Origin of the sequence: Allofustis seminis DSM 15817 (genome assembly GCF_000374325.1) — a bacterium.
GTDB classification, from domain to species: Bacteria; Bacillota; Bacilli; order Lactobacillales; family Carnobacteriaceae_A; genus Allofustis; species Allofustis seminis.
This window is the reverse complement of the sequence record NZ_KB894080.1, coordinates 162,553-175,424: the sequence shown is the minus strand read 5'-3', so window position 1 is coordinate 175,424 and position 12,872 is coordinate 162,553. Positions and strand designations below refer to the sequence as shown.

Sequence of the window (12,872 nt, the reverse complement as noted above, 5' to 3'; positions counted from 1 at the left end):
AAAAATGAGGAAAGAACATAAATGCTCTTTCCTCACCATTCATTCAATTAAAAACGTAAGGATAAGCAGCTTAGTCCACCGTCAATTTTGCAATATTCTGAGGTATCTACTACTAATACTTCATATCCTAAATGTTCCACTGCTTTTTGTACTTTTGGATATCCTGCAGGAACAATTACTTTCCCATTAACCCAAATACAGTTTGCGGCATATGCTTCATCAGGATCTACAACAATTTTATTGAATTTTGCAAAAAGTGGATTGTCAATAAATTCCCCAGAAATGAGTAAGTTATTATCTTCGATATAGTTTACGCCCGTTTTGAGGTGTAATACTTCATTTAGCGGAACTTCAATGACTTCTTTTCCATAACTTTCAAGAATTTCACGCATTTGTTTGATACCTTCTTTATTTGTACGTGCAGATTCACCTACATAGAAAGTATCGCCAACCATCATGATATCGCCTGGTTCCACTGTTCCTGGTGCTTCAATTTCATGAATATTGGTATAGAAGCTTGATAGAAGTTCTCTGAAGTCTTCTAATTTTGTTTCATTTTGACGAGTAGCGGCTCCCGGGCGAGAAATAATAGCACATTTATCTGTACATAATGCGGTGTCTTCCATGAAGCAAGAATCAGGGAAATCATCATTTGGTTGTAAAATATTTACTTTAACGCCACATTTTGTAAGTGCAGAAATATAATGTTCATGTTGTACCAGAGCTTTTTCATAAATTGGTTTGCCTAGTTCTGGGTTTGATGTGATACCTTCACTAATTCCATGACCTGGGATACGTACAATAACATTTTTGAAGTGTGTCATTTAAAATTCCTCCTATATCTAAAATTTAATGTCTACTTACACACTAACTTACACAACGTTGTGCTAAAATTCTCCTCCTTTTTATTAATAGAGTAAGCGCTTAATTCCCCTTTAATATAGTACTTAATAGATGAGATTGCAACCTTATTTCTTCAAAAAATCATTCGATTTTTTAATATATTTTCTTTGTGAAATGTCGAAGACGTTATATTTTATGTGAGAGATTATCCTCTTAGGCAGTGTGAGTGATTTCACATTTGTAGTTAACAAATATCACAAAGGAATTTTTGATATAAAAAACAAAAACTCCCGCTGGACATTTATAATTAATTGTCCTTTTTGGGAGTGTTAGATGCATTTGGTTTTAAATATTAGCGATGATATTCAGAGTCACAATAAATACAATGATACTCTTTTGTGTCAGGATTGACGAGTTTGAATTTTTGGACGATGGATGGTTCTACAGAAGTAATGCAGCGCGGATTGTTGCATGCGATGATGTCTACGAGTTCATGCGGTAATTCAAGATGCAATTTTTCAACTAATTCATGGTTATGAACTCTGTTGACAGTGATTTTGTTGTCAAGGTAGCCTAATGCAGCAAAATCAAGCGGGATATCTTCGTCAATTTTGATAATATCTTTTTTGCCATATTTAGTACTATCCGCATTTTGGATAATGGCAACACTGCAGTCTAGGCGGTCCAATTTCAACAATTCATAAATTTCCATACTTTTTCCAGCTTCAATATGATCCAAGACGATACCGGTTGTTACACCATCAATATTCATTTAATTGTTCCTTTCTTTTTAGCCAATGCCTATTCTAGACATTTTGTGTGCCGCCTGTTGTGATACCTAAGAGGAATAAAATGAGTGCCATGCGAATATGTTTTCCACAGAGCGCTTGGAAGAAGTAGCATGCACGCGGGTCATCGTCCACTTCGGTTGCGATTTCGTTCACTCGTGGAAGTGGATGCATGATGACAAGTTCTTCTTGGGCATGACGGAGTTTGTCCAGATCCAAGATGTAGCTATCTTTCAGGCGGATATAGTCAGCTTCATTAAAAAATCGTTCTTTTTGAACGCGGGTCATATAAAGAATATCCAGCGCTGGTAATGCAGTCTCTAGATCGGTCGTTTCGGACCATTTTACTTGTGCTTCATCCATTAAATGTTTGAGATAGTTAGGAATCTGAAGCTCATTAGGTGAGATAAGTACGAATTCTACGCTGTCATAACGGGTCATAGCTTCGATGAGAGAGTGAACCGTTCGTCCGAATTTCAAGTCCCCACATAGCCCGATGGTCAGGTGGTCGAAGCGCCCTTTTTTGCGATGTATGGTGAGCAAATCTGTCAGCGTCTGTGTGGGATGAAAATGTCCGCCATCTCCTGCATTGATAATAGGAACGCTCGTACGTGAGGCTCCAACAACTGGCGCACCTTCTTTAGGGTGGCGCATCGCGATAATGTCGACATAATTTCCTACCGTTTGAATGGTATCACTAACACTTTCACCTTTTGCTGCAGAGCTGGAGTTCGCTGATGAAAAGCCTAGCACCGATCCGCCTAACTCTAGCATAGCTGCTTCAAAACTGAGTCGCGTGCGCGTACTTGGTTCAAAAAATAAAGTGGCTAATTTCTTATGCTGACAAATATCTTGGTAATGTTCTGGACGGGCTACGATATCGTCCGCCACTTGAATAAGTTCTTCAATTTCTTGAGTTGATAAATCGGTGATATTAATTAAGTTGCGAAGTTTTTCCATTGGCAAGTGCTTCCTCTCTACGCATGATGAATCCAGCGGGTATCTTGGGGATTGTCGCGGAATTTCAAGATTCTTTCGATATCTATTTCTTTTATATAGCCTTCAATATGTGCCACTTGAACAAGCGCATCCAAATTCGTCAGGCTACGCAATTGTACATGATGTTTGGCCATATTCTTTTGTGCTAGTTGCATACCATAGGTAAAGATACTCACAATTCCTAATACTTCGGCGCCAGCATCGCGTAGTGCTTCGACTGCATCTAGACTTGAACCCCCCGTTGAAATGAGATCTTCAACGACCACAACGTGTGCCCCTTTTGGTAGGCGACCTTCAATCTGGTTGACGCGACCATGACTTTTTGCTTTGCCACGTACATAACCCATCGGCAACTGCAATAAATGACCCACAATGGCAGCATGTGGAATCCCAGCCGTTGCTGTTCCCATTAAAAGTTCAACTTCTGGGAACTCTTTCATAATGAGTGCAGCTAATTGTTCTTCTATCACTTGACGGACGCTAGGACTGGTCAGCGTCAGACGATTATCACAATAGATTGGGCTTTTTATGCCAGATGCCCATGTGAAAGGCTCATCTGGGCGTAAAAATACCGCTTCAATCTCGAGCAGGTCCTTGGCAATGCGTTGTTCTACAGTTTGTTCCATTTTATTGCCCCCTTAGTATTTTTTATCATTACATTTCATCGACAAATTCTTGCACACAAAAATGGTATGCCGCTAGTGGGTCAGCACTTTGTGTAATTGGACGACCGACAACGATATAATCGGCACCGCCAGCTTTGGCACGTGCAGGTGTCATTACGCGCACTTGGTCATCCGCAACCAATGTCTGCGCTTCAAAGCGGACGCCCGGGGTGATGGTTAGGAAATCTGTGCCACAATGTTCATGAATAAGATGTGCTTCTTGTGGTGAACAGACGACCCCATCTAGCCCCGCTTTTTTCGTATTTTTCGCATAAGTGGCGACAACATCTGGTAATGGATGTGGAATTAGTAATTCTTCTTGCATTCTCTTTTCATCGGTAGATGTCAGTTGTGTGACAGCAATCAGGAGTGGTCCATCTTGACCGAGCGCTTGTTTTGCGGCGCGCATCATTTCGATCGTTCCTGCTGCATGCACATTGACCATATCAATATCCAACCGCTTCAGTGAATGCATGGCCTGAGCAACAGTGTGCGGGATGTCATGTAATTTCAAATCGAGAAATATACGCAATCCTCTTTCTTTCAGTTCATGGATAATTGCTGGTCCTTCTTTATAAAATAATTCCATCCCAACTTTTACATAAGGACGTTCTGGCAATAAGCGGTCCAAAAAGTTAAATGTTTCTTCTCTTGTTGGAAAATCAAGTGCAATGATGACATCTTTTCCCATAGTTGCCCTTCTTTCTTTTTTATCCTATATGGTCTTATATTCTACGTATTATAAGGGTATCCCAATAATATCCGTCAGCTTCTTGATTCCTAGCGCTTCCATCGTCTTTGGCAATTCTTCGATAATCTCTTGACATGCCCATGGATTGACCAAGTTAGCGGCTCCAACTTGAACTGCGGAAGCACCAGCCATCATCATCTCAATAACATCTTGTGCAGAAGATACTCCGCCCATACCAATAATGGGGATATGGCAGGCTTGACCCACTTGATAGACCATACGAATGGCCACTGGGAAGATTGCAGGCCCTGAAAAACCGCCAACTTTATTTGCCAATACAGACTGACGTGTCCGAATATCAATGCGCATTCCTAACAATGTATTAATTAAGCTCAGACCATCTGCTCCTGCTGCTTCACATGCTTGAGCAATTTCGACAATATTCGTAACGTTCGGACTGAGTTTAATGTAGACAGGCTTTTTGGCGACAGCTTTTACAGCACGTGTAACTTCGGCAGCGGATTGGGCGCTGACCCCATATGACATCCCACCATTTTTGACATTAGGACAGCTCACATTAATTTCTAAAATGCCAACACAATCCACCTTATCAAAAGCGGCTGCCAACTCTACATATTCATCAATCGAAAAGCCGCTAATATTGGCAACGACAGGTTTATGATAGACCTTCTCAAGTGCTGGAAGTTCCTGATCAATGACATGGCGATAGCCTGGATTTTGGAGACCAACCGAATTGAGCATGCCTTGCGTACATTCGGCAATACGTGGGAGTGGATTGCCTAGTCGTTCATCGCGGGTCGTGCCTTTGAAACTAATAGAGCCTAGAATATTTAAATCATATAAGTCTTTGAATTCTTGACCAAATCCAAATGTTCCACTAGCTGGAATGATAGGGTTATCCAAATGGATGCCACTGAGATTAACACTTAAATCAACCATTGCAAATCCTCCTTCCAAAGTACTGGCCCTTCCTTGCAGATGCGTTTGTAGCCGGTGGTCGTCTGCTGTGAACAGCCCATACATGCACCAAAGCCGCATGCCATCCGCGCTTCAAAACTATATTGCCCTGGGAGGGCGCCACCCATTTTCACAACTGCTTCAAGCATCGGAATTGGACCACAAGCAAAAATATAGTCATAAGTTAAATGTTCCATCACATGCGTAACGAAACCTTTCGTCCCCAATGTTCCATCAACTGTTGCAACATGGACAGTTACTTCTGGATGCATCTTTTGAAAAGTGTCAACTGCAAATACATCTTCTTCTGATTGAAAACCGAGAACAACTTGAGGAATCTTCCCACAAGCAATAAGCTGTGCTGCCAATGCAATAAGTGGTGGTGTTCCTACACCACCCCCGACAATTAAAGGGTGCGTAGTGTCGACATTAATATCGAATCCATTCCCTAAAGGCACTAATAGATCCAAAAACTCTCCTGGTGCTATCTTCGCCATCTCAGCTGTTCCGCCTCCGACAACTTTATAAATGATTATCAATTTTCCTGTTGTTTCATCGCCTAACTTCCAGTCTGCAATCGACATCGGCCGCCGTAAATAGTAAGAAGCCACTTCAATGTTGACAAATTGTCCAGGACATTTTATTGCGCGTGTATCGCCCAACAACTCCAAGCAGTAGACATCTTTGGCAATGCGCTTATTATGCAATACCTTGAATTTTTTTCGGTCAAAAGCCATACTATTCTCCCCCTCTGGCACAATTCACATAGACAATCTCACCATCACAAATGGTCATAACAATTTGTGCGCTTACTTTTTCGCCGTCAAATGGTGTTGCCTTCCCTTTTGATAAGAAATGCTTTGCACAAATGGTATCGCTAGTGCTTGGATTAAATACTACCAAGTCCGCAGGTTGTGGCTCAGGCGAGAGTGCAATAGGGCCTGACAAGTTGAATATTTTTCGCGGAGCAACGGCCATTAGTTGCACCAATTTCTCAAGTGTGATGATCTTTGTGTCAACTAAATGCGTCTTCAAAAGGGCAAATGCGCTCTCAAGCCCTACAATTCCAAAGGCACTGCCTTCAAGGCCGCGTGCTTTCTCTTCAGCACTGTGCGGAGCATGGTCGGTTGCGATCATATCAATTGTCCCATCTAAGATCCCCTCGATTAGCGCCGCTCGATCTTCTTTTGCACGAAGAGGTGGATTCATTTTGAAACGCCCATCTTCTTGTAAATCCTCATCGCATAAGATGAGATAATGTGGGGCCGTCTCACAAGTAACAGGTGCACCTTTTGCTTTTGCTTCACGAATGATCGCCACTGATTCTTTTGTCGAAACGTGGCAAATGTGATAAGGACATCCTGTTTTTTCGGCAAGTTTGACATCGCGTTCTATCTGTACCCATTCACTCTTTGAGCAAATTCCGCGATGCCCATGACTTTTAGCATAAGTGCCATCATGAATATAACCTCCATGTAGCAATGTTTCATCTTCACAATGGGCAACAATTGGTCTATTTAGCGTGCGTGCTTTATTCATCGCTTCTTCCATCAACTCTTGTGCCTGAATGCCGACCCCATCATCTGAAAAACCTACAACAAATGGTGCCAACTCTTCCATGTCGGACAGTTGTGAGCGCCCATCTTGTTGTGCTGTAATTGTGCCATAAGGGATAACATGAATGAGTGCATCCTGTTCAATAATCGCTAACTGCTGTGCCAATGCTTCTTTATTGCTTGGAACAGGATTCAAATTCGGCATAGTGCACACTGTCGTATAGCCGCCCGCCGCTGCAGCTTGCGTTCCTGATTTAATTGTTTCTTTATAAGAAAAACCCGGCTCTCGCAAATGCACATGAACATCTGTGAAACCCGGGGAAATATATTGACCATTACATTGAAAAATGCGATCAAATGAAAAAGAATCATCCGCCGCAACACGTGTTGCATCTGGCGAAATCAAATAAGCTTTATTGCCATCTATCATGACATCATATCTTTCAAATTGCTGACCTGTAAAAACATAACCATTTGCTAATAAAGTTCTCATTGCCGCTTATCTCCTTTCAATTTATACCTAAACTTCCAACATTATAATGGACGACTTTTTGCCTGTCAACGAATAACCTACCAATTTATAAATTTTTTTGTTGCCGTCATTTTTGCTCACTTCTTTGTGCTTTTTTAAAGCTTTTGGCATATTTAAAGGCACACCTATAGCTACCATCTACCAAACCCTCTATAATAAGATTAATATCGAAAAAAGAAAGAAGGGAAGAGATGTCACTCATTCGCCATTATATTTATTTGTGGAAAGATGCATTCAATTTCAAGACGGTCAATCAAATGTATGATTTATTCATTTATATCGGTGGCACATTGGCACTTTATTTTATCGTTTCGCTCATCGGCGCAATCGTTCCCAGTGCAATTCAGAGCATCTTGCGCTTTGCCACGAACATTTTCTTATGTGCTGCTATGGTGCCACTCATCTGCATGCTCATTAAGATCTTGCGGTCATAACGCTATGCACCACCTGGTTCAAACTTGCTATCTATAATAAAAGTGGACCCCTTATATGTGGTCCACTTTTTTATTTTTTCTATTAATTAATCACTGAATTTCAGTGCCAAATCATCCATAATCTCCACCAACTTGCGGAACATATGCGCTTCTGAGGCATGACTAGACTCTTCCAAAATGGAAAAACGTGCATGCGGACATGCTTTTGCTAAATCATAAGCACCCGATGGACGACAAATCGTGTCAAAACGTCCATGAACGATCGCCATCGGAATATTTTGCAACTGATAAGCATGATCCAAAATGAAATTATCGCTTTTTCCTGGGAAGAAGCCATGCGCAAAATAAGCGGCTTCAAGCAGTCCAATTGTTTTCTGCCATTCAAGCGCTACAGGACTGCCTGAGAAATCTGGTTGTAATGTAACTTGCCCACTTTCCCATTCTGCCCAACGCTTCGCTGCTTCATCGCGTTCTTGTGCTGTTCCTTCGGTCATCATCTTAAAGTAGGACTGTACCAATTGATGGCGTGATGTTTCGGGTATAAGCTGGGCAAATTGTTCATACTCTTCAGGATAGAACTCACTAGCGCCCCCTTTTTCAATCATCCAATCAATATCGCTTTGACGTCCAAGGAAGATTCCACGCAACACAAGTGCCATGACAAGTTCTGGATGCATGATGGCATAAGTCAATGCTAAAGTTGATCCATAACTGCCTCCAAATACAATCCAGCGATCAATCCCTAAGAACTTACGAATTTTCTCAAGATCTTCAACGGAATGGAAGACTGTATTGTCTTTTAATTCACGTGTCGGCGTGCTTGCCCCGCATCCGCGCTGATCAAATAATATAATGCGATATCTTTTCGGATCAAAAAAACGGCGCGACTTCTCTGAGATACTTCCACCTGGTCCACCATGCAAAAATACAACAGGAATCCCAAAAGGAACACCACACTCTTCAATCATCAGCGTATGGAGCTTGCTAACTTTCAACTGATAGGTCTTTCTTACTGGCGTGTGAAAATATCCAATCATACCATCACTCTTCCTTATTTATATTTCTCTTATAGTATAAGAAAAAAAGCTTAAATAAAAAAGAAAAATGCCAAAAGACTCCACTTCAACTGCAATATTTCAAAGTCCACCTACCCCAGCAAAAAGCAAAGAGATGCCATAAGCGACTACATTTAGCACACCGGAGAAGATAATTACCGCTATGGGGTGCCATTTCAGCCGCACTAAGGCGAACACACAAAAAACAAAAATCCCCAATAGGTGCCATGACATATGATCAAGTGCTACTACGTCTGTTGGCCATAAGGCATGTTCCATAATAGATACACCCGCTGTCGCAATCATAGCTACAACTGCCGGACGTAATGTACTCAACACGGATTGCAAACCAGCAAGGGAACGATATTTGAAATAGAGCCAACTGATACATGACACAAGTATAATGGCAGGCAACACACTGGCCACGCTTGCCAATACACCTCCAACTGGACCTGCTACACGAAGCCCTACAAAAGTCGCCGAATTGACTGCAATCGGTCCTGGCGTCATTTGCGAGACTGTTATCAAATCGGTAAATTCGCCCATCGTCAGCCACGCTCTTTGTGTTACGATCTCTTCTTGAATAAGTGGCACTGCTGCATAACCGCCTCCGAAACTTAATGCACCAATTTTCAAAAAGGCGATAAATAGCTCCCAATAAATGCTCATGCTCCGTCACGCCCTTTCTGATGCCAGTAACGAATAATCCCTAATATTATTGCACCGCCGATAATGAATAATACATTCACTTGAAAGATAGCATTCAAAATAAATGCAACGCCCATTAATAATATGAGCAGTCCATCGCGACTTTCAAGCACATTGCCGCCCATTTGAAAAACGACTGCCGCAATAACTGCCCCAACGCCCGCTTGCATCCCTTCTAAAAGCAGCGCAATCCAGAAATTACTGCGAAAAGCCGTATAAAAAAGCGACAAGACTCCAATAATGACAAATGGGGGAATAAGTGTCCCAACAACTGCTACGACAATGCCGAGAAAGCCAGCAAGTTTGTAACCAACGACTAATGCACCATTCACTGCAATAGCCCCTGGAGCAGACTGTGCAATGGCGATCAAATCCAACATCTCCTCTGCATCAATCCACCCTAGCTCATCAACGAATTTCTTTTTCATCAGGGACACAATCACATAGCCACCCCCAAACGTAAAGGCACTTAAAAAAAGTGTCGAGAAGAACAGCTGCCATAAAATATGCGAATATCTCTTTTTATGACTGTCCTCTTTTTTATTTGTGATATCTGAGGAGGTACTCCCGCTAGAATTCGAGAGTTCTAACTGTTTTGCCATCTTTATTGCTCCTTTATTCATATGAATGTCCACTCTTAGATTCGCCCGATAATAAAGGGGTGCATCATGCTGTCACCATATCTTCACCTTTTTATATTCAGCTTAAAAATAATATATATGAAATGCATCATGCCACCCTTTATATTTCTATTATACTTATCATATCACATCACACCTTGCCAAATGCTTGAATTGATGAAGGTGCTGAAGATGCAGAAGTTCCCCATATAAATTGGAATTTCAACACATAAGTGATCACCATCTGGTCAATATTTGCATTCTTTTCACTTTTGAGATGATCGCCTTTTATTATCTCAGGCTTTTCTTAAGATATTTAAAAAGCACTCACCCTTTTATCAGGCCAGTGCTTTTAAAATGATAGATATATTTAGATCCATTTGCCATATTTTTTAATATAAAGGTCTTTGATAAGTTGGACAGTGACCATATAGCCGAGCAAAAGTAAGATGAGCCATGGAATAAAATGAAGCGGTAAAATGGCCATATCTAATCCGATCGCTAATTGTGAGCAAGCGATAATCATGGCAATAATGCCGATGCTAACCGTTGAGATAATCAAGCGTTTGGAGGCGATACTTTGAATAAATGGTCTCTTCTCAGTTCGGATCATATGGATAATAACAATCTGCGATAAAGTACCATAGATGAACCAGCCCACTTGGAAATTAGCGGCTTTTTCGATGCTATTTGCTCCCATAACAAACCATAAGATCGCAAAGCATAAGATATCAAAGAGCGTACTGACCGGGCCGAGCCAGTGCATGAAATGTCTGACACTCTTAGTGTCCCATGCTTTAGGTTCTTTTAGATAGTCAGCATCTACATTATCGTAAGGCATGCCCAGCTGCGAGAAATCATTCAGCAAATTTTGCGTCAGCAGTTGGACGGGCTTCATTGGAAGAAATGGCAGGAAAATACTAGAGAGAATGACGGAAATAATATTTCCATAATTACCACTCGTTGCCATTTTGATATATTTCATAATATTGCCAAATGTTTTGCGCCCTTCGATGACTCCGCGGTCTAAGACCATTAAATCTTTTTCGAGCAAAACAATATCAGCGGTTTCTTTTGCGATATCAACGGCCGAGTCGACCGAAATGCCGACATCTGCTTGTTTTAATGCTGGGGCATCATTAATGCCATCTCCTAAGAAGCCTACAGTATGCCCTTTTCTTTGATAGGCAGTCACAACGCGAACTTTTTGTTGCGGAGAGAGCTTGGTAAAGAGTTGACTTTTTTCAACGGCTTGCCCAAGATCTTCATCTGTCATCTTCTCAATGTCACTGCCAGTATAGATGGTACCTGTATCAATTCCAACAGCTTGGCAGACGTTAATGGCGACACCTTCACTATCGCCTGTTAAGACCACTGTGCGCACTTTATATTCTTCCAAAGCACGAACAGCTGGCGTAGCACTTTTTTTAGGAGGGTCAAGGAAGCCCATGAATCCAATAAGCACCATGTCCGATTCATCTTGGATACTGAAGTGGTCGCTGTCTGGAATATGGTCTTTTTGGGCAATCGCAATCATGCGCAAGCCTTGATGATTATATTTTTCATATGTTTTTTGGGCAATGGCTAATTTCTCATCGTCCAGTGGTTGAACTTGACCATCTAATAAGATGCTTGATGAGATAGCCATCATTTCTTCGACTGCGCCTTTTGTGATAAGTTGGCGTTTGCCTTTTTTATCTCTTAAGACGACACTCATGCGGCGACGGTTGAAGTCAAATGGCACTTCATCAACAATCTTATAATCAGCAGCAATCGCATTAATCCCATAACTGTCTGCACGCCGTATAATGGCATTGTCCATCAAGTTCTTCATACCCGTTTGGAAATAAGAATTCAAATAAGCTTGTCTTAAGACTTCACGGTCATCATCGCCATACAAGTTCATATAGCGTTCGACAATAATCTCATCTTCGGTCAATGTACCTGTCTTGTCTGTACAAAGAATGTCCATCTCGCCAAATGATTGAATAGCACTTGTGTTGCGGACGATAACTTTCTCTTTGGCCATATTCTGTGCCCCAACAGCTAGTGTGGAGTTCGTAATAACAGGAAGTATTTCAGGTGTCAATCCGACAGCGATACTCACAGCGAAGATGAGTGAATCGGTTACGTTGCCCTTGTCAAGGACATTCAAAATGAAAACAATCGGAACCATAATGATCATCATGCGAATAAGCATCTTACTGATGTCTTCAACTCCACGCTCAAAACTATTCTTGGCACGGTCCCCTTGCAATGAACCGGCCATTGCTCCGAAATATGTATAGTCCCCCGTTGCAATAACGACACCGCGGGCGCTACCACTAATGACATTTGAGCCCATAAAGCCGATATTGTTCAGATCAGTTAAGCTCGTGTCTTGACGTGTAATCTCATCGGAGAATTTCTCAACAGGTACAGATTCCCCCGTAAGTGTCGCTTGGTCAATAAATGTATCTTTCGTTTGGATAAAGCGCAGATCGGCTGGCAACATATCACCTGCACCTAGATGGACGATGTCGCCAGGAACAAGCTCTTTTTGCGATATTTCGATGAGCTCATTGCCTCGATAGACATGACTCGTATTATTAATTTGGCGTGTTAGCTTCTCAACTGCTTGGCTAGAAGTCTGACTCTGAATAAATGAGATGGCACTAGAGACTGTTACAAGCAGTAAGATCACGACAAAAGTAAAGTAATCCTTCTCCTGACTGACGAGCACATCCGTTACGAGTGTAATGATTGCAATAATTATCAGAATAATATTAAATGGATTCACAATGGCATCGAACAGTCTAGACCAGACCGTATCTTTAAAGTCCTGTGAGATTTCGTTACGCCCATAGGTTTCATATCTATCTTGTACTTCTTGTTCTTCTAAGCCTGCCAGACGTGTGCGATATGCGGCAAGCACTTGGTCGGTTGTCATTCTTGCATATTCTGCACTATTAATATGCATTCTTTTCATATATATCTTCCTTTCTCAATCTTTCTGCCTCAAGA

Annotated in this window: 14 protein-coding genes; 1 reads left to right on the top strand and 13 read right to left on the bottom strand. The window is 41.6% G+C overall.

Features of this window, described 5'->3' with window-relative positions; all coding sequences use genetic code 11:
* Positions 1 to 47 precede the first annotated feature (47 nt).
* The 9 genes from C231_RS0102830 to C231_RS08540 all read right to left on the bottom strand — a co-directional run bounded on the left by C231_RS0102830 (position 48) and on the right by C231_RS08540 (position 7,190).
* Entirely contained in the window at positions 48 to 824 is a 777-nt protein-coding gene (locus tag C231_RS0102830) for a dimethylarginine dimethylaminohydrolase family protein (RefSeq protein WP_018659144.1), read from the bottom strand.
* 371 nt (positions 825 to 1,195) lie between these two features.
* A complete protein-coding gene (locus C231_RS0102825) occupies positions 1,196 to 1,615 on the bottom strand; it encodes an aspartate carbamoyltransferase regulatory subunit (protein WP_018659143.1) in 420 nt (139 codons plus the stop codon).
* 34 nt (positions 1,616 to 1,649) lie between these two features.
* On the bottom strand, positions 1,650 to 2,591 hold the full coding sequence (gene pyrB, locus C231_RS0102820; protein ID WP_018659142.1) for an aspartate carbamoyltransferase: 942 nt from the start codon (positions 2,589 to 2,591) through the stop codon (positions 1,650 to 1,652).
* 17 nt (positions 2,592 to 2,608) lie between these two features.
* Positions 2,609 to 3,256: an orotate phosphoribosyltransferase gene (pyrE, locus tag C231_RS0102815; protein WP_018659141.1), complete on the bottom strand. Its 648-nt coding sequence runs from the start codon at positions 3,254 to 3,256 to the stop codon at positions 2,609 to 2,611.
* 28 nt (positions 3,257 to 3,284) lie between these two features.
* A complete protein-coding gene (gene pyrF / locus C231_RS0102810) occupies positions 3,285 to 3,986 on the bottom strand; it encodes an orotidine-5'-phosphate decarboxylase (RefSeq protein WP_018659140.1) in 702 nt (233 codons plus the stop codon).
* A gap of 48 nt (positions 3,987 to 4,034) precedes the next feature.
* Positions 4,035 to 4,946, bottom strand: a complete 912-nt coding sequence (locus C231_RS0102805) for a dihydroorotate dehydrogenase (RefSeq protein WP_026314321.1) — start codon at positions 4,944 to 4,946, stop codon at positions 4,035 to 4,037.
* Positions 4,934 to 5,701, bottom strand: a complete 768-nt coding sequence (locus C231_RS0102800; RefSeq protein WP_018659138.1) for a dihydroorotate dehydrogenase electron transfer subunit — start codon at positions 5,699 to 5,701, stop codon at positions 4,934 to 4,936. Before C231_RS0102800 ends, C231_RS0102805 begins: the two co-directional genes overlap by 13 nt.
* Before the next feature lies 1 nt (position 5,702).
* On the bottom strand, positions 5,703 to 7,013 hold the full coding sequence (locus C231_RS0102795) for a dihydroorotase (protein ID WP_018659137.1): 1,311 nt from the start codon (positions 7,011 to 7,013) through the stop codon (positions 5,703 to 5,705).
* Between the two features lie 27 nt (positions 7,014 to 7,040).
* Complete coding sequence (locus tag C231_RS08540; protein ID WP_018659136.1) at positions 7,041 to 7,190, bottom strand: hypothetical protein; 150 nt, start codon at positions 7,188 to 7,190, stop codon at positions 7,041 to 7,043.
* A gap of 53 nt (positions 7,191 to 7,243) precedes the next feature.
* On the opposite strand from C231_RS08540, the gene C231_RS0102785 reads away from it, so the two are divergent.
* Positions 7,244 to 7,486, top strand: coding sequence for a hypothetical protein (locus C231_RS0102785; protein ID WP_018659135.1), 243 nt, complete (start codon positions 7,244 to 7,246; stop codon positions 7,484 to 7,486).
* A gap of 86 nt (positions 7,487 to 7,572) precedes the next feature.
* Here the strand turns inward: C231_RS0102785 and pip are convergent, their stop codons facing one another.
* The 4 genes from pip to mgtA all read right to left on the bottom strand — a co-directional run bounded on the left by pip (position 7,573) and on the right by mgtA (position 12,837).
* Positions 7,573 to 8,523, bottom strand: a complete 951-nt coding sequence (gene pip, locus C231_RS0102780; RefSeq protein WP_018659134.1) for a prolyl aminopeptidase — start codon at positions 8,521 to 8,523, stop codon at positions 7,573 to 7,575.
* Between the two features lie 99 nt (positions 8,524 to 8,622).
* Complete coding sequence (locus C231_RS0102775) at positions 8,623 to 9,210, bottom strand: chromate transporter (protein ID WP_018659133.1); 588 nt, start codon at positions 9,208 to 9,210, stop codon at positions 8,623 to 8,625.
* Positions 9,207 to 9,851, bottom strand: a complete 645-nt coding sequence (locus tag C231_RS0102770; RefSeq protein ID WP_018659132.1) for a chromate transporter — start codon at positions 9,849 to 9,851, stop codon at positions 9,207 to 9,209. The genes C231_RS0102775 and C231_RS0102770 overlap by 4 nt, the downstream gene beginning before the upstream one ends.
* Before the next feature lie 388 nt (positions 9,852 to 10,239).
* On the bottom strand, positions 10,240 to 12,837 hold the full coding sequence (gene mgtA / locus C231_RS0102760; RefSeq protein WP_018659130.1) for a magnesium-translocating P-type ATPase: 2,598 nt from the start codon (positions 12,835 to 12,837) through the stop codon (positions 10,240 to 10,242).
* Between the last annotated feature and the right edge of the window lie 35 nt (positions 12,838 to 12,872).